Genomic DNA, 17,659 nt, shown 5'->3' with positions numbered 1-17,659 from the left:
CTCTCCGCGCCGGCAGAATCGCCTCGCAGACGAGCCTTGAACGCCCCTTGCACCAAACGGTTGACATCGATTTCGTGCGCATAAAGTAGCGCGAGGACATAGGTCTTGTTGCCGGGATCGAGGTAAACGGCTCGCTCGAAACGCTGTTGCGCCTTCTCGAATTCTTTCCGAGCGAAGAAGCGTGCGCCTTCGAGATATGCATCATCGGCCTCGCGCGACTGTTTGCGAGACAAGCGAGACGCCGTCTTCTTTGGCTTCGCTACCACCGCCACGGATGAAGCCTGCGCTGCCCGTTGGCCCGCTCCGCTCGCCGATGCGGCATGGCTCTCTGCTATTCCGCCTGGACTTTGGACGAGAGAGGCAAGCGGGACGAGTAGGACGAATACCGTCGCCGCCAATCTACTGAACATGCACCACCGCTTGGGTGCCGGCCGCGGGCAGGCTGACATGCTTACTGTCGGTGGCATTCAGGTCGGTCAGGAACAAGGTCGAATCTCCGCGGCCTATGGCTTTGAACGTAAGAATTACCAGACTTCCATCCCCCGTCACGCCGTGAGCATTCGGTGGACGTGCCGCCGAGATGGAGATCCCACCATCGCCGCTGTCACGCTGCATCAGCGCCGCGGGTTGGCCATCGCGGCCAAAGAGCTCTCCGCTATCCACGCCCACCAGCGACAAGACCCTCGAATCGAACTTCAGTTGGAAGGGTGCGCTGAACAAGTCCACCGCGTGGCTGGCCATAACCACCACCTGGAATGTGGATCCCAACGTTTGATCTCCAGCGGTTGGCAATAGACTGAACGTGACGGGATCCATGGATGTTTTTGGTGCGGCAACATGATCGTCTGCGGTCGCAGCGAGCGGACGCGCTTGGGCCGCAAGCTGGCCGATCATCGCGGACGCGGCGTTTGCAGCCGATGTGGATTGGCTGGTGATGTTCAGGACCGTCGCCTTGCCATCGGCGAGGCCATCCTTGCTGGCAAACCCGTCATTCATATTGCGCCGCCGCAGTTCGATGCCTTGGCTCGTACCGCTATCGATGATCCGTGTGTTTTCATCGGACAGCAGCGATTCCCGAACGATATGAGGGATCAGGAGAAAGACGATCTCATCCTTCTGCTGTACCTTGTCTTGGCTGCTGAAGAAGTATTTAAGGAAGGGGATCTCTCCGAGTCCCGGGGTTCCGCTCACACTCTTCGTATCGCTCTGCTGCACCAGGCCCGCCAAAAGAGACGGCTCTCCATCCTTGAGCTGGATCACCTGTTGCACCACACGCTGCGAGATGATGGGTTCGGACACGCCACTGATGGTGCTTGTCCCCGTCTGAGACGACACTTCAATCTTCATCTTGAGCGAGACCTGGCGGTCCAGATGTACAGTCGGCGTCATCTCGATGTTCACACCCACATCGACATAGGTGAATTGTGTCGTCGAGGTTGCGGTGGAGGTGAGCGTCGACGTGGTCGATCCAGTGGCGACCGGAATCTTAGAGCCGATCTTCAAAGTTGCCATCTGGCCGTCGCTCGCGCGTACACGCGGATTCTGAAGGACGCGCGTATCTGAGTCCGAAAGCAAGGCATTGACCGAGGCACTGCTCATGGTGACGGCGAAGTTGGTCGCGTTCACATTGGCAAGCGTGTTTAACGTAATGCCGGAGGTAGAGCTGGAACTGCTGGAGGAGGAACTTGAAGAGCTCGACGCATTTGCATTGCTCGCCTGAGCCGTGACGCTAAAGCTTGTGGGCAGCGTGATACCGAGGTTCCGCTCAAGATCGCGGCTCACCTCTAACACCGCCACATCCACCACTACTTCCGCGCGAGTGCGGTCCAGATCGTCCATGAGTTTCTCGACGAGTAGGAGCTCGCCGGGGGTGGCGCGCAGAACGATTGCATTTTGCGATGCCAACAGAAAGACTTTCGTACTCGGATCCAGCAGGTTTCTCAAAGCCGTCATCACCTCATTGGCGTCGTTCAGTTGCGAGACATTGGTCAAATAGAAGGTCTCGATGGCAAGATCGTCGTTATCGGTGTGCTTCTGCCGATTGTTCTGGGCAACGAAGATGGTGTTCTCGGTCAGCGGCGACCAGAAGGTCCCGGAAATCTTTCCAAGAATGCGAAGCGCATTCGGCACCGACACGTCGGTGAGGTCCAGGGGGATTCGTTTCGAGACATAATCCGCATCGAAGAGTACGTTGAGGCCCGCGATCTTGCCAATCGCCTGATAGAGAAACTTACTGTCCTCGACGGCATGCATCGTGATTGAATCGTTCGACATCGGCTTGAGTTCAACCGGACTATCCAACGAGTCGATATCGCGTCGCACACGCTTTTGACGAGCAGTATCGGGCCCCGCTTGGGTGCTCGTCGCACGACGCCCATCGGTCTCAGCCTCCGTACTCGTGTTCCCGTGCGCGGCGTCCCGACTTTTTTGCGCTGTAAGAAGTTCCTGTGCCGCCGATTGATTTCCTCGGTCGATCTGCAGTGCGCGCGCGAACTCAGTCATCGCGCCGCTGAAGTCGCCGGATTGACGCAGCACCCTCCCTCGATCGAGATGTGCATTCGCGGCCTGGAATCGCATCCGTTCATAGCCGGTCCGGTAGCGGAGATCCTTGGGTTTCAGAAGATGCGCTTGACGATAGGCTTCAAACGCCGCGTCGAAGTCGGCATGCGACTCAGCCTCGCGTCCGCGCTTGTCCCATTTCGCTGCATTTTGAGCATGGGACAGCGAAGGAACAACGAAGGTTAGAGTTCCACAGAGCAAAGAAAGGAGGATGGTACTTTTGAAGGAAGCCATTGCGCGTCGGATATTGAAAGTAAGAATATGTTCGCTCCCGATGCAATAGACGTTTCCCAAGCGCCCCGGCAACGTCGCGGCAGGTAACGAATTGTCACTGAACTATGTGACATTCCCTAATTGGAAGGCCCCTGACAAAAGAAAAGACGAGAACTGCTTTGCGTGGGGCGTCACCGTGAAGCGGAACAGTGCACTGCCTCCAGCCTCGCTCAAACTCATCCCCGCAGCGGGACTCAATCACCCTTGTCACTCTACGACGTGACAAGCCGTTACCAATCGTGACGTCAGAGCGCCATTCTTTGATCTCTACTGGAGATGCGGCCAGGCAAGTGTGTATGTCGCAGGGCCTAGGAGACCAAAGAATGATCTCATCAGATTCGCGTCGCAGAGCATGGATGGATGTTCTCGCCTTCTTAGGGACGCTCTGGTTCTCGTTCCCGGCAGCGCTCCCCGCAGGAGCGCAAGCGCCTCCGGCCCCGCCTTCTGGTCCGCCTCCGCCGTTCAAGCCCGTAGTGAGCGTGCGCTTCGGTGGTGCCTACGATGGCCCTCGTTTCACACCTCATCGAACCATCCTCGGATGGGTGAAAGACGAAGAAGGCCAGGTGGTCGCCACCGCGATGGTCTACATCAAGGACATTCAAGGGAAGTCGACTCTCGTAGCTACCGTCGACGCCAACGGCGCGTTTCACTTTGGCTCTCTTACTCTAACTCATGACTACGAGATCTGGGCAGAGGCAGGAGAGCTGAAATCCCCGATCCGTTCTGTGACGACTTTCATGACTCAGAATGAAGTGTCGATGCCGTTGCTCATGCGCGCGGAACGCAACCGTGGCACACCGGAGCTGAAGAGACGACCTGCCGCAACTGGTAACGCAACTGCGGTCCAAGGACCGGACGGACAGGAACCCAAATCTTCCGGGCCAGTTCAACAATAATGTTACTCAGTAGGCACTGCTGACATTGGCACGCGCGGCGATCGAAAGAAGGAATGTCCTGAGCTTTCCATGCACCGAATATGAATCTATGCTCCTTGGTGGGCTGGCATGAGACGAACAAACATAAGCCAGATCATAGAAGGTATCAGTGAGTTGCCTCCAGAATTTGCGAGTATCCGCAGCAGAAGCGAAACGAAATCGTCCCTTGGCATCTCTTCAATCTGAATGCACGCTGGACTACTCTTCTACGCTCTCTCCAACAGCGCAGAAGGGCGTAAGTCTCCAAGAGCTCGTACGATCCAAGATGAGTTACAGACGGTTGTGCTGCTACAGCCTTCGGACATTAGCCGCACAACTAAGCCCTTCCGTAACTATTAGGCTCCAATAACTAAGCAGACCTGCTATTTAGCAAACGCCGCATTGCTTCAGTAACGATATAAAAGTCTTATAACCGAATTGAGTTCATAAACACGCGATTAGGTCGGCACATTGAGACCTTTGCTGGTACGTTCGCAAGGAGGCAGTGATCTCCTCACGAATCGAGGGAGCGCAGTCTACTTTGACAGATCTCCATTGAGTCGAGACCGATGCAGAAGCCGGAGCTGCGGGTTCCCTTTGGTGCACGAACCGATTTTCAGTCAGCAGCGGGTTTTGTTAAAGGCACCGACTGTGAATCTGGCACTCGCGGATCTAGCGACCCTCGAAATCTTTCTAAAATCACCAGACGACGCCGTGGGCGAATCTTTGGATACCGCGTATATCTCGAAATTTTGAGCGAGGGAGCGAATTCGGTACCGAAGCTTCCTCATTAAGGCGATGCACCACTCGTCTTAAATCCCGCAACCATCAACAGGGCGCGATGCGACCACATGAACTGGCTACGATAAGTCGACCATTCAACCGAACGCCGCTTTATCTGCACGGATTACATAAGTCAGTCGCGAGGCGCTTAGAAGTTGAGAGATTCGTTTTGCAATAGATCTTGCATCTGTCCTTTGATTTCGTCGCGGATGAGCCACAATTCGTCCATGGGTAGCCCCTTCGGGTCGCGTAATGGCCAGTCGCCCGCCGAAGCCCAAGAACGTAAGGCCACTCGTCACCGCAACCCATCGTAATGAGCAATGATCTTCCCTTGGCAAGTTCCTCGGTCAACCACTGAGGCTTGGCATGACTGAGGTCTACGCCGACCTCCTACATCGCGGCGACAACCTCGGGATGAATACTCAAGCCTGCTCCGTACCCGCAGAAACAGCCTCCGCCTTTGACCTATCGGCTAGCGCGTTAAAACGCTTTAGCCATTTGCGAGCGTCCGGCGTTATGAACACAAGCGAAGATAACTCTTTTCATCGGTTTTTCGTAACCTTCATGCTGTCGTCACGGGCTTTATCGCATAGACCCTCACGCTGACGGCTGCAGCGTTGATGTCATACTGCGAAAGCAGCTTTGCAAGTTCATCGTGAAATGAAGACAGTGACGCAGTGGCTGGGACGCAGCAAAGCTCCGACACGACCCGGAAGGGACTTCCTGGGTCCATACTGGGTGAGCAGCATCCGGTATGGTTCTCTAACTTGGCGTAGGCGTTCAAGTCAGCCCCGTTCTCGACGATTTGAATGTGTTCGAGTCTGGCCCCGCTCAGGCCGGAACGGTAGGCTTCTATCAAGATGGCGCCGGCGATACAGCCGACATACGCGGCCATGCTCCTCCCCACGGCCTCGGGCAGTTCGTGCTTTAGGGCGATCTCACTGACAGCCACTCGACCACCGGGTTTGAGGACGCGGGCTATCTCTCGGAAGACGGCGGGCTTATCGGGAGCGAGACTCAGAATGCAGTTCGAGATCACACAATCCAGGGAAGAGTCGGGCAATGGAATCTGGTCAATCTTGGAATGGTAAAACTCAACATTGGTGAAGCCGCTCGAGTGAGCATTTCTTCCTCGCTCGGTCAATCATTGCTGCGGTCATGTCGATGCCGATAGCGCGACCGGAGGGACCAACCATCTTCGACGTCAGAAATACATCGAGCCCACCGCCAGAGCCTAGATCGACGACGACCTCACCAGTTCAAATGCGAGCTGTGGCAGTCGAATTGCCACAGGACAGCCCCATGTTGGCCTTAGCAGGAATCGAAGTCAGTTCCTCCGCCGAGTAGCCTAAGACTTCCGCAATGGCCTTCACACCTGCATGATCGTTGGAAAGACTGCTCTCCGCCACCGACCCGTACTTTAATCGAACCGAATCCAATATCCCTTCTGCCATGACCGTCTCCGTGAACATACTTGCTTTGGCGACTATGTGCATCGCCAATATATTCGTGGATGCGTATAAGTAAAGGATGGCAACGAGAACAGCACCGTTCGATATGGAGCGCTTCTTTCAGGCCGTCGGAGACAATACGCGGCTTCGGCTGCTCAACCTGATGGGCGATCAGGAGATCTGTGTCTGCTATTTCGTGGTGATTCCTGGTGGGCCTCAGCCGAAGATTTCCCGGCATCTGGCCTACCTTCGCAACGCTGGTATCGTTGCGGCTAGACGAGAGGGAAAGTGAGTGCACTATCGAATTGTCATGCCTCCGAACATCGGAGCGACGCAAGTCCTGAAGCAGACACTCGGCTGGTTGCGGGAAGAAAAGACGATGCAGGCTGACAACGCTCGGCTTAAAAAGGCCTGTTGCTCCCCAGCAAAGTATGCCCTTCTCGATGGCGCACCCTCGCCTATCACTGTCAGCGAATCCTACGAGGCTTGCTTGATGTGAGCGGCCACTACCCAGGGACGGGTATGCGCCCCTGCCGCCCGCAAGAAGCTGTCGTTTCTTGACCGCTTCCTAACACTCTGGATCTTTCGGTTTTGACTTTCCCGCAACTTATAGAAACAGACACATCAACGACGGTTGACCGCATGGCTTCCCGCTTCAAGTGCGAGGTCTTAGAGGCATAGATAGGCCAACCAGGGTCTTGGCACTTCGTGGTCTCATTGGCCGTACCGATATCAATACAATCTGAATCTGTCCGATAATATCTAGCTATGGGCATCATTGTGGTGATTGAAGACGACAGTCGTATTCAAAAGACGCTGCGCCGTCTATTTGAAGGAGAGAACTATGACGTCCACGTCTTGCATGACGGTCTGCGTGCCAAAGACGCGACGAGCGCGCCTGGGGTAGAAGCAGTCGTTCTCGACCTGATGCTTCCGAAGATCTCAGGTCGCGACATATGCCGCAGCCTCAAAGAACAACATCCGAATCTGCCGGTCATTATCTTGAGCGCCGTGAGCGAGGTGGCCGACAAAGTTCTGCTGCTGGAGATCGGCGCGGACGACTATATGACCAAGCCATTCAGCCCGCGAGAGCTTCTGGCAAGGGTCCAGGCAGCCATCCGTCGAAGCAGCCGCATGGGGGTGAGGCCAGCGGCATTCAAAGGCTTTGGAGATGTCACAGTCGATCTGGAGCAGATGGAAGTATTGCGATCCGGAAGGCCGGTAAATCTGACAGCGCAGGAGTTCAAGCTGCTGCGATACTTCTTAGAGAACCCCATGCGGGTCATCTCGCGCCAGCAGCTGTTGGCCGACGTTTGGGGATACGAATCCTACCCGACGACAAGAACCGTGGATAATCAAGTCTTGAAGTTGCGACAAAAACTGGAAACGAATCCGACCGAGCCTCGTTATCTGAGAACGATTCATGGTGCAGGCTATAAGTTCGTTCCTGAAGGCTGAGCGGAGATTGCAAGCGATTGAGGATTGGAGCGCGATGAGACGCGGAAGACCAGGTATTCGGCAAAGTCTGTTCTTCGTCCTGCTCGCCATCGTGGTTGTGATGACCGCTCTGTTCCTGCTGCTGGCCAGCTTTACCGTCAACCGTCAAATCGGGCGCACCTCCCTGGCGGAGATGGCTCGTTCTCGCGACACCTTTCAGGCAGTCGAACAACAAAGGCAAGATCTTCTGTTGCGCCAGACGGCCCTCCTGTCGGAACTGCCCAGCCTAAAGGCTTTGATGACGACGAACGACCAAGCGACCATCGTGGACGCTGGCAAGACGTTCTGGCAAACCAGCGGCAGCGACATCTTTGCGCTGATGCGTCCGGACGGGACTGTCCTTGCGGTCTACTCCAAGGGCCACTCTCTCGCGGTAGACGACTGCGCGCCGGCCCTGGACCGCGCCCGCGACACACCCTACCGGACCACGCTCATGCTCAGTTCCGGGCGCCTGTTTGAGGTAGCTACAGAACCTATCTCGTTCGCAACCGGAGAGCAACGCCGCGTTTTGGGTTATGTCAGTACCGGGTACGAGTTGAACGATCGTCTGGCCACCATGATCGGACGGTCCCCTGCTGGGCAGGTGATCTTCGCAACGTCTGACAGGTTAATTGCCTCAACATTGGACGCTACACAAGCAAGAGATCTGGCCACGGCAATCACGGCAAACCTTTCGACGAACGATACTCCGCATACCTTGAAGTCCGGAGATGAGAGCTATCTGTCCTCTTCGATTCAACTTCAAGGCGCAACGGACACGACGCCGCCGATCTATCTCGTCCTGTTGCAATCGGACAAAGAGAAGAGGGCATTGCTGCGACAGCTCAACGGCGGCATCCTGGCGATCGGCTTGTTGCTTCTGTTGGTCGGTGGCGGCATGGCGCTTGCACTTGCGGGAACTGTCACTCGACCGCTGGATGGCCTGCTTCGCAGTACGCGGCAGATGGCGCGCGGGGAGACCTTCGCTACCGTGCCGGCAACAGGCCCACACGAGTTGCGCGAACTCCGCGAGGCTTTTGAGAAGATGCACGCTGAAGTGCTTTCCAGCCAGGTCAAGCTGATCGAGGGTGAGCGACAAGCCACCATCGGTCGTCTGGCCAGTTCCATCTCGCATGATCTGCGCCACTATCTTTCGCCTATTTACGCGAATGCGGAGTTTCTCTCTACAAAGAACCTCCCGCGTGGGGAACGAACAGAGCTGCTCGGCGAGATTACAGAATCGGCCCGCGGCATGACGGAGCTGCTGGATGCGATCCTGACATTCAGCCGAACAGGCATCGCGGTGCAGCTTGCACCGGACTCAATCACTGCCGCAGCACGACGCGCCCTGGCCATGCTTCAACCGCATCCGGACGCGCGCGGAGTCGCAATCCGAGTCGGCGATCTTGCGGAGTTGGCAGGATACATCGACGGGAAGGAGCTTCAGCGTGCGGTCTATAACCTGCTTCTCAACGCGTGTCAGGCGGCACGGCGATCCTCTTCACCGCCAACGATCAACATCACCATACAGCAGGAGATCGAGCAGAACGGAAACACGTTCGCCGCCATCCGGATCCTCGATAATGGAGAAGGTGTGCGCGAGGAGATCGCGCTTCACCTCTTTGAGCCATTCGTCAGCGCAGGCAAAGAGAGCGGCATCGGTCTTGGCCTGGCACTGGTAAAGCGCATTGTGGATGCCCACGGAGGAAGAGCGGGAATGCGTCGGGTCGAAGACTGCGCTGCTGGCTGGCAGACTGAGTTTTTCATGTTGATCCCATCTGAGCCAGTCATGCCCAGTGTGCTCGCAGGCGAAGCCTCTTTGGGAGTCAAGCCATGATCTTTATTCCGGCGAAGAGCCATTGCAGGAAGTCTTCCGCGATCCATGTTTTTGCAATTTTGCTCGCTTCACTCCTATGCCTGCTGACATCTCTTCCTGGGACGGCACAAATGCAGAGTGCAACGGATCCGTCAATTTCTGAGCAGTTGGAGAAGCTCTCTGTTGCCCTGCACGCAACGCAGCAGGAGGTAGAGCGGTCCCAGCAGCAGATTCAGCAGATGCAGGCGGAGATCGATCGTCTGCGCGCGGTTTTGGCTCTCAAAGATACGCACCACCAGCCCAGCACAGACCCCGTGCCGCCATCGGCAAAAGCCGCTGACGAATCAAATGAGCCCTCCTCAGAAATTTCGGAAGATCTTGACGTCCTGAAGTCTGCATCGGCCCAGCAGCAACAGACCAAGGTGGAGAGCTCATCCCGAATGCCGGTGCGCCTGACAGGATTGGTGCTGTTCAACTCCTTCGTCAATCAAGGTACAGTCGACCAAACTGACCTACCCAGCAGCGCACTCCTTCCAAGCGCAACAGGAAGCAATATCAGCACGGGTGCGAGCCTGCGTCAGACGATTCTCGGCCTCGAAGGGACCGGGCCCATCTTGGGCGGCGCGCAGACAAGCGCTCGCGTCAGCATGGACTTTTTTGGCGGAGTCACCGGTGCGGCTGCGAGTGGCCCAGCGGGCACAGTCCGCCTCCGTACGGCAGCGATCACTGCCGCCTGGGCCCATGACAGGCTTGAGGCCAACTACGACACACCTCTGATCTCGCCACATTCCCCCGAGTCCTTCGCCACAATCGCCCAGCCTTCGCTGGCCTGGTCGGGAAATCTTTGGACATGGGCACCACAATTCCTGTGGACGCATACATTCGGATTGCGGAATACCGACCGCGCTTTCACCCTGCAGCTAGGTCTGCTCGATACGCAAACTCTAAATGCTGCGGCCAACCTTACACAGCGAACCGCAGGTGCGGGAGAAGCGTCCGGCCAGCCTACCTATGAGACACGCCTCGCCTACAGTTACGGCAGGGATCAACATCATTTTGAACTTGGCATCGGCGGCATGTATGGCAAACAAGACTACAAAGGCAACCAGCGCGTCGACACCTGGGCGACGACAGCCGACTGGCTGATTCCCCTCAGCACAAGGCTGCGCATTTCCGGCGAGCTTTACCGGGGCCGGGGCCTTGGCGACCTCGGCGGTGGTGCGTATCGCAACGTCGTGACCTACAGCTTTCCGAACAGCACGGCGACCTATCTCCGTTCGCTCGATGCCGAAGGCGGCTGGCTGGAGTTGCACTACCAGCTATCCTCCACGCTGCATGCCAATGCTTCCATCGGCCAGGACTCTGCATCAGGCAACGAACTGCGCACCTCGGTCCCTCTCTCGGGTGCCGTTCCTATCTTCTTCTACGCCCGCAACCGCAGTATCGTCGGAAACCTGATATTCCGTCCGTGGTCCTCCATCATCATCTCGCCCGAGTATCGCCGTCTGCAAAGCTGGCCCATCTTCGGGAGCGCCAACATCTCCAACATCTATACGCTAACTTTTGGCTACCAGTTTTAGTCTTGGAGCAGTCCGATCATGCCGCACACTCGTAGAACAGTGAATATCTATCGCCGGAGCGTACAGGTTCTGCTGGCATTCGTCCTCATAGCCAGCATCCTTGCGCATCCTGCAGCCGCCCAGAGGAATGCCGATGTTACCTTCCACTTCACAGTGAGAGGAGCCGACGGAAAATTGCTCGCGCCTTCGGCCAACGCTCCGGTAGTGCTCTGGCTCTCTCCGGTCGGCGCGGAAGGACAAATGAATCCTAGCGTCAAGCTGGGGTCTGGCAAGAGTTTCCAGATGGTTCAGAAGGACAAGATGTTCCAACCGCATCTTCTGGTGATTCCCACTGGCAGCCTCGTATCCTTCCCCAACCGCGACCCGTTTTTCCATAACGTGTTCTCTCTTTTCAATGGTCGCCGGTTCGATCTCGGTCTGTACGAAACAGGCGCGACACATTCAGTACCCTTCAACCGCGAGGGCGTCTCCTACATCTTCTGCAACATCCATCCGGAGATGGGGGCCGTCATCGTGTCGGTGTCAACGCCCTACTTCGCGCTCGCGACACAGGCGTCGATCGAGATGCACCAGGTGCCCCCGGGAGCGTACCTGCTCAAGGTATGGGTGGAAGGCGCAACCGCGACGAGCCTCGAGAAGGCATCGCGCCGTCTCAAGGTGGACGCAGGGAATACCGATGCTGGCCTGATCGAGATTCGACTTCAGCCGCAACAGGCACACACTGACAAATTCGGAAAGCCCTATTCGCAACACCCAGAAGGCTCTCCTTATTGAAGGAAAACAAATGACAAGCTAGAGACATTCTCCTGACAACTCCCCTCTGCGGCGGTTCTACTTTGAGAGTCGAGCCAAGCCTGTGCGTCTGGCGACTTACTCCCGGAGGACTGCCAATGACCAACCAAGCCACCGTAACTCTCAACTTTTCTGCGTTCCTCTTCAAGATCGCGGTCGTCCTCATCCTCAGCCTGTCCGCCGCCTCCGGCATTGCCCAAACAGCCGGCAGCTACAGCCTCACCAACATCATCTCCGACGGTTACGTTCCCGCCACCACCACCGACGCTGGCTTCGTCGACCCATGGGGCATCTCCCTGGGCAACGACTTCTGGATCGATACCGCTGTTACCGGATACTCTTACGTCAACTTTGCCAACGGTGCCATACAGTTCAAGGCAACCATCCCGGCAGCGAAGGGCACCGGCGTCGGTCAGCCCACCGGAACCGTCTTCAATACCACGACGGGCTTCGTGCTCTCCAACCACTCGAAGGCCAGCTTCCTCTTCGCCTCGTTGGACGGCTCCATCTGGGGATGGAATGGCGGCCTACTCTCCAGCGGCAACATCTCGCTGAAAGCCATCGACAACTCCGCCGCGAGCGCCGTCTACACAGACATTGCACTCGACCCCAGCGCGGGGGGCACCGTCCTGCTAGCTACCAACTTTGGCAAGGGTGCTTCCGTGGAGGTCTATGACCAGACGTTCAAGGCCACCACACTCGCCGGTTCCTTCACCGATCCTAATGTACCTGCAGGCTATGCCCCCTACGCCGTCCACATCATCTCCAGCCAGGTCTACGTCACCTATATGCTGCGGTCGACGACCACCTACAGCGAGACGCTTGGCACCAACACCGGCTTCATCAGCGTCTTCGATGTCAATGGCAACTTCATCAAGCGAGCTATCACGGGCGGCAATCTGAATGCACCCTGGGGTATGGCACTTGCTCCCGCAGGATTCGGCATCTATGGTGGCGACCTTCTCGTCGGCAATCTCGGCGACGGTCTCATCAATGTCTACGACCCGAACACCTACGCTTATCTCGGTCAGATCGCCGATGCCAGCGGATCTCCCATCCTCAATAAATATCCTGGCGCAGGCGCTACCAACAGCTACGTTGGCCTTTGGGAGTTAGTCTTTGGCAAAGGTACAGCTACAAGCACTCCCTCTTCCACAAACGTCGGAGACAGCAACACCCTCTACTTTGCAGCGGGTCTCGACGCTGAGACGCACGGTGTCTTCGGCTCGATCAGCCAGAACGCGGCCACCGGCGGCACCACCAACTTCGGCTTCAGCACCTCAACCTCCGTGGCCACTGTTGCGAACGATGCCAGCACCACACTTACCCTTGCAGTAGCCCCGATCAACGGTTTCAGCGGTCCAGTCACGTTCGCTTGCAGCGGACTTCCCGCTAACTCGACGTGCACGTTCAGTTCGCCGACACTGACCGTAACGCCGAACGCGAGTGCCACGGAGACGCTCACCATCTCCACAAGCGGCTATAAGGCCAGCAACGAGGTTGCTCCATTCCATCGCTCCGGCAACAGCCCCTATTCAGTGCTGGCCTTTATGCCGTTCACCTGGGTTCTGTTCTTGGCTGGACGCAAGAAAACTGTGATCTCAACCAAGTGGATGCTCATGCTCGTTGGCGCAGCATTGACTGCAGCAACACTTACGGGCTGCTCCTATACGGATACCACCACTCCGGCCGGAACATCGGCCGTTACGATCACAGCAACCTCTGGATCAACGAGTCACACATCTACAGTCAACCTGACCGTTCAGTAGTCGCTCGCAACCGACGAACGCCCTTGTACTCCTTGTCCCCCAATGCAATTTGCACATCAGCCGGGGGCATCCGACTTGTGGATGCCCCCGGCTAGACGTTCAGAAGCACACAGTAGATCGACGGTCTTTGGAGCGGCAGAAGCCACTCCTGTTGAATCTCACACGAAGATACTTTCTTTCCACAGAGCGGAAACCCTGTTCATCCGACGAGACGAAACATCGTCGATCAGACGCTTCAGCTTCACTCCATTGATACGTTCGCCTCGTTTGATGGCAGAAAGCCCGGAAGGGAAAGGTAGCATCATCGTTTGTTTTTTGAGAGCTCACCGCTAGCCATGGTGTTCCACTTGAAGTCGTTCGATCTCGCAGAGAAAACCGATGCCGATAGCGGATGAGTCTTTGTCTGTGTCGGAGGAAAGCCGCAGACGGATTGGGTCGATGCCAAACAGTTGGCCAGCGCGACTTGGCAGGCCAGATCATTACGGCAGCAGACCTAATGCATAAGAATCAGGGTCAGGGTCGTGGGCACGGAGATGCCGGTGAGCGATAGGGCGGGCGAAGTACTCGGGCTATACGTGGCATCTCCGGCTTGCACCACCACAGTGTGGGTTCCATTCCCGTAGAGGGTGACGCCCGTGGCCGTCCCGGTGGAGATGGAGGTGGCGCAGCTCAGGTATGCGTGGACGAGTGATGGAGCGGAAGTACTACCCACATCCATATTGGAACCCACGAGAAGATCCACATAGCCGTCGCGGTTGAGGTCTCCGGCGGCGATTGCGCTCACATAGGACCCGTCCGGGAGCGGGAAGCTCACGGGATTGAGAGCTCCCGTTGGCGTGACCATCCAAACTTGACCGAGGGGCCATCCGGTCGCCGCGAACAAATCGGGAATGCCGTCACCGTTGAAATCTGCCACGGCTAGCCCAAAGTAGTGCGCCGCATTGTAGATGCCGCCGCTTCGAGTGAAGGTTCCATCGCCCTTGCCGAGCCAAATAACGATGTCGTTCACTTGATCGGATGTGATCAGGTCGGTATTGCCGTCGCCGTTGTAGTCTACCGCGACGATGCTCAGGCCCCGGTTTGCGGTGGTGTTCAGGCTGCTTGATTGCGTGAAGGTGCCCGTACCCGTGCCCAGGTACACCGCATTCACCGAGTTCCCGACGATGGCGATGTCCGCGTTCCCATCGTTGTTGAAGTCTGCGACCGTCAAGGCTACCGGTCCCTGAGCGCTGGTCGTGAACACGGTGACTGGGGACGAAAAGCCTCCCCCGCCGGTGCCATAGGAGATCTGCACGGCACCGCTCACAAGGTTGGCGAAGACGAGATCCAGCATGCCATCCCCGTTGAAGTCACCCGACCCCAATGCCCCTCCGAAGAGGCCCGCTAATCCTGGGATGATTTGAGGACTCGAAAAGACGCCAACGCCATTATTGAACAGCATCAGCACCTGGAAGGAAGTCTCAACAACGAGATCCAGGGAACCGTCTCCGTTCAAATCGACAGCCATTAAGGCAGAAATGGGGTTGATGCCCGCGCTCAGATTCAAGATATGAGGATTCGGAAGAAACGTGCCGTCGCCCTTCCCAATGAGAAGTGTGAGGGTGTAGTTCACGTTGTAGTTGCCACAGCAAGTACTCGACACGACGGCGTCATTGATGCCGTCCCCGTTGAAGTCCCCAATCAGCACCTGATCCAGGCCTTCGTTGACGGTTTCCGTAGAGGATCGAGCAAAGCTTACGCTCGAGGAGGCGGGGACCAGGGATACGTTCGACAGTACGCCGGGGGCAGGGGCGCTCTGATCCACAAGCTGGACCGCGGTCGGATAGATAGCGCTGCTTCCGGTGACCTCTGCCGTCAGGTTGTAGGTTCCGGCGGATCCGGTGGACGTCAGGACGGCTAGAGCAGTGGGTGATGCTGCGGTCACCGTCAAAGGAAGAACGGACGATGTGCACGTCGCCGCAAGATGCGTGGGCATGAAGACAGCTTTGTAGCTGCGGACCCCAGAGGCTGGAACGAACCGGAGGGTGGCCACACCAGCGACCGCCGAAGCTGTGCCCAGCAGGTGGATATCGGTGCAGTGGGCCGCCGACGCATCGCAGAAATTAACCAGACCAAGCCCGCTGAGGATTCCGCCAGTGGTCGAAACGGTGGCTGTCAAGGCGATCGGCGTGCCGGATGCGACGGTGGTGATCGCCACGGAGGGGGACGCGACCTTCGCGATCGCGAGCGTCATGGTAGTCGGAAGTGGGGTTGTGACGGCTAGTCTTGGTTGCACCTGAGCGTCTGCCTTGTTGTCCACGCCCAAAAGCAGCCCTCCCATTGTCACAAGCAACAGCGCCGCGTGGCCGCACCGCTTCAAGCTGAGGGCTGCGCATGCGCGGAAGGAAGTCGTGGAGGGGGACATAACAGACGAAAAGCGGAGGGCGAAAGACAGCATCGGGATGGAACTCCTGGATAGGACGGCAAGCTGTAACAAGGCGCGATGCGGCTGACGCGTAGCCCGGAAGAAGCTCCGGCCGCGTTCTAACCTTTAAAAAAACGGTGTGCCTGCAGAGAACAAAAAGCAGAGGAAACGGGCTGGCTCGGCTAGGAAACGAGAAATCCGGGAACGATCCTTGACCTCTTGAAGGGAACATCAAACCGTAGCATTGATCCGCCGCTACGCGGCACCAAAGGGGTTACACATGGATGAAACAGACCTAACCCTCTTCGAATGATGGGGATGCAGGATCGATCCAAAAGCAGGCATGGCTGCGGCACCGTACAAGATCAAGGAAGCGTTCGAGATGGTGCACGCGTGTGCGCGGCGCGGCGTTCGCCATGGACCTTTGGATCGTAAACAAAGGGAGGTACGGAAGGCTCGACTACGCGAGTTTCGAGCACAACCCTGTAGGATCCGACAGGAATAACGATTCGCTGAAGATCGTGCTTCCCTTCCCCTTGCCTGTATTTCTCCATACGTGCGCGGAGCCGTTTGACGTTGACCCTGACAATGGAGTCGAAACGGGGATTATAGGTTCCCTCGCGAGCATAGAGCACGCTGCCGATATAGGTCTCCTTTGGGCCTTTGCCAAAGGAGTCGGCATGCTCGATGAGAAACCGCAGGAGTTGCAGGAGCGTGGCCGACCGGGCGCAGGTCTGACTCTGCTCAAGGCGCACGCAGGCCGCATTCGTCTGGGCAAGGTTGACCGTCCGCGCACCAGCGTTTCGGGAGAACTGCAGACCAACGCCTGGAATATCTCCAGTGTCGAGGCTGTCCCGACACAACGCCTCTCGCAGTTAGAGGCGATCTACGCTGGAGCACCCGTTGGCCTATGCTTCCTTGGTTGCCACCTCCGCTACGTCAGCTTGAATGAAACGGCTCGCGGCCTGGCTCAACGATCTGCACAGCGAAGTCGGTCAAGCCCTTGTCGTGCTGCGCCGTGCTCTAGTCACTGGAGCGCAGATCGACATCCGCTATAGCGTGAAGAAGCATTCGGGTGGCCGGCGTTGAATGTGCGCAAAGGGATCTCCGCAACTGGTAAGGGCGGCGAGATCATTCGATGATACGGGACCGTAGAAGACCTCGATGCACGCGAGAAGGCCGTCAGCAGGAGGCCAAGTTCACCATTAGCGGCTGCACCATGCCTCTGAAGCAACCACGCTCTGCAACAGAGTCTTTTTTTGCGAACCCAGAGAGCAATGTTTTTTGCCTCGAGCAAAATGAGAAACTTACGATCCCTACTCTCCATGGTTGAACAGCAAGAGTCCACCAGGCAGCCTGCCCGGGAGATTTTGAGCGTCTGTCAGGTCAGGGTTGGCGGGAAAGCAAGCAGATACCAAGACCCAAGGTGAACATGGCAAATGCTGGAAGGAACTTTATCCGCGAATCCTTTACCTTCAAGTGCATTACCAAAGCCGCGAGCATCAGGTCACAAACCAACAGCGCCGCAGGAAGTATAAGAACATGCGCCCAGATCCCTACGATCAAACATGCTGCGGAGCCGATCGTCATGGCACCCACAAGGTACATGACCCATCCGGGTAATCGATAAACAATGAATTCCTTTCGCATCGAGTTTGCATTTCCCCCGCGATAGGCGCTGCTTCTTCTCGATCGAACAAGCCATACATTCAGCAAGCCCAAGGCAGCAATCAACTGGAGAGCGGTCCGTAAATAATGCATTTTCGTCCTCATTTCGTGCAAACTTTTTGACCTAGATAGCGAAGCCGTCGCGATCTCGGAGACTCTGGCCGCGGCAAAGCC

At 56.9% G+C, this 17,659-nt stretch carries 14 protein-coding genes and 1 pseudogene; 9 read left to right on the top strand and 6 right to left on the bottom strand.

Annotated features, from left to right (window positions below; all coding sequences use genetic code 11):
- Positions 1-399 precede the first annotated feature (399 nt).
- Complete coding sequence (locus tag BM400_RS10115) at positions 400-2,793, bottom strand: cohesin domain-containing protein (RefSeq protein ID WP_089838982.1); 2,394 nt, start codon at positions 2,791-2,793, stop codon at positions 400-402.
- 581 nt (positions 2,794-3,374) lie between these two features.
- Between BM400_RS10115 and BM400_RS10110 the strand changes: the two genes are divergently transcribed.
- Positions 3,375-3,728, top strand: coding sequence for a peptidase associated/transthyretin-like domain-containing protein (locus BM400_RS10110; protein WP_175528956.1), 354 nt, complete (start codon positions 3,375-3,377; stop codon positions 3,726-3,728).
- A gap of 511 nt (positions 3,729-4,239) precedes the next feature.
- Positions 4,240-4,305 (top strand): annotated as a pseudogene (locus BM400_RS22980) (hypothetical protein); the annotation flags it as partial.
- Positions 4,306-5,091: 786 nt separating this feature from the next.
- Here BM400_RS22980 and BM400_RS10095 read toward each other — a convergent pair.
- The 3 genes from BM400_RS10095 to BM400_RS22280 all read right to left on the bottom strand — a co-directional run bounded on the left by BM400_RS10095 (position 5,092) and on the right by BM400_RS22280 (position 5,983).
- On the bottom strand, positions 5,092-5,598 hold the full coding sequence (locus BM400_RS10095) for a methyltransferase domain-containing protein (RefSeq protein WP_425432405.1): 507 nt from the start codon (positions 5,596-5,598) through the stop codon (positions 5,092-5,094).
- Positions 5,599-5,623: 25 nt separating this feature from the next.
- The gene (locus BM400_RS22975) at positions 5,624-5,725 is read right to left on the bottom strand and encodes a hypothetical protein (RefSeq protein ID WP_425432390.1); all 102 of its coding nucleotides are present in this window, start codon (positions 5,723-5,725) and stop codon (positions 5,624-5,626) included.
- 63 nt (positions 5,726-5,788) lie between these two features.
- Positions 5,789-5,983: a class I SAM-dependent methyltransferase gene (locus BM400_RS22280; protein ID WP_217644097.1), complete on the bottom strand. Its 195-nt coding sequence runs from the start codon at positions 5,981-5,983 to the stop codon at positions 5,789-5,791.
- A gap of 76 nt (positions 5,984-6,059) precedes the next feature.
- On the opposite strand from BM400_RS22280, the gene BM400_RS22520 reads away from it, so the two are divergent.
- The 6 genes from BM400_RS22520 (at position 6,060) to BM400_RS10065 (ending at position 13,413) form a co-directional block, all read left to right on the top strand.
- Positions 6,060-6,272: an ArsR/SmtB family transcription factor gene (locus tag BM400_RS22520; RefSeq protein ID WP_245781801.1), complete on the top strand. Its 213-nt coding sequence runs from the start codon at positions 6,060-6,062 to the stop codon at positions 6,270-6,272.
- A 476-nt stretch (positions 6,273-6,748) separates the two neighbouring features.
- Positions 6,749-7,438 (top strand): response regulator transcription factor, encoded by a 690-nt coding sequence (locus tag BM400_RS10085; RefSeq protein WP_089838979.1) that lies wholly within the window; start codon positions 6,749-6,751, stop codon positions 7,436-7,438.
- A complete protein-coding gene (locus BM400_RS10080) occupies positions 7,404-9,293 on the top strand; it encodes an ATP-binding protein (protein WP_089838977.1) in 1,890 nt (629 codons plus the stop codon). The genes BM400_RS10085 and BM400_RS10080 overlap by 35 nt, the downstream gene beginning before the upstream one ends.
- Entirely contained in the window at positions 9,290-10,852 is a 1,563-nt protein-coding gene (locus BM400_RS10075) for a hypothetical protein (protein ID WP_141223867.1), read from the top strand. Before BM400_RS10080 ends, BM400_RS10075 begins: the two co-directional genes overlap by 4 nt.
- Before the next feature lie 39 nt (positions 10,853-10,891).
- Positions 10,892-11,626 carry a cupredoxin domain-containing protein gene (locus BM400_RS10070; protein WP_245781800.1) on the top strand — a complete coding sequence of 245 codons (735 nt, stop codon included), beginning with the start codon at positions 10,892-10,894 and terminating at the stop codon, positions 11,624-11,626.
- Between the two features lie 116 nt (positions 11,627-11,742).
- Positions 11,743-13,413 (top strand): TIGR03118 family protein, encoded by a 1,671-nt coding sequence (locus BM400_RS10065; protein ID WP_089838973.1) that lies wholly within the window; start codon positions 11,743-11,745, stop codon positions 13,411-13,413.
- A gap of 493 nt (positions 13,414-13,906) precedes the next feature.
- Here BM400_RS10065 and BM400_RS10060 read toward each other — a convergent pair whose 3' ends face one another.
- Positions 13,907-15,646, bottom strand: a complete 1,740-nt coding sequence (locus tag BM400_RS10060; RefSeq protein ID WP_175528955.1) for an FG-GAP repeat domain-containing protein — start codon at positions 15,644-15,646, stop codon at positions 13,907-13,909.
- Positions 15,647-16,765: 1,119 nt separating this feature from the next.
- On the opposite strand from BM400_RS10060, the gene BM400_RS22045 reads away from it, so the two are divergent.
- Entirely contained in the window at positions 16,766-16,906 is a 141-nt protein-coding gene (locus tag BM400_RS22045) for a hypothetical protein (RefSeq protein ID WP_175528954.1), read from the top strand.
- Positions 16,907-17,203: 297 nt separating this feature from the next.
- Here BM400_RS22045 and BM400_RS21630 read toward each other — a convergent pair whose 3' ends face one another.
- Entirely contained in the window at positions 17,204-17,578 is a 375-nt protein-coding gene (locus BM400_RS21630; RefSeq protein ID WP_175528953.1) for a DoxX family protein, read from the bottom strand.
- Positions 17,579-17,659 lie beyond the last annotated feature (81 nt).

Origin of the sequence: Granulicella pectinivorans (genome assembly GCF_900114625.1) — a bacterium.
In the GTDB taxonomy this organism is placed as follows: Bacteria; Acidobacteriota; Terriglobia; order Terriglobales; family Acidobacteriaceae; genus Edaphobacter; species Edaphobacter pectinivorans.
This window is presented reverse-complemented; position numbering and strand designations above follow the sequence as displayed.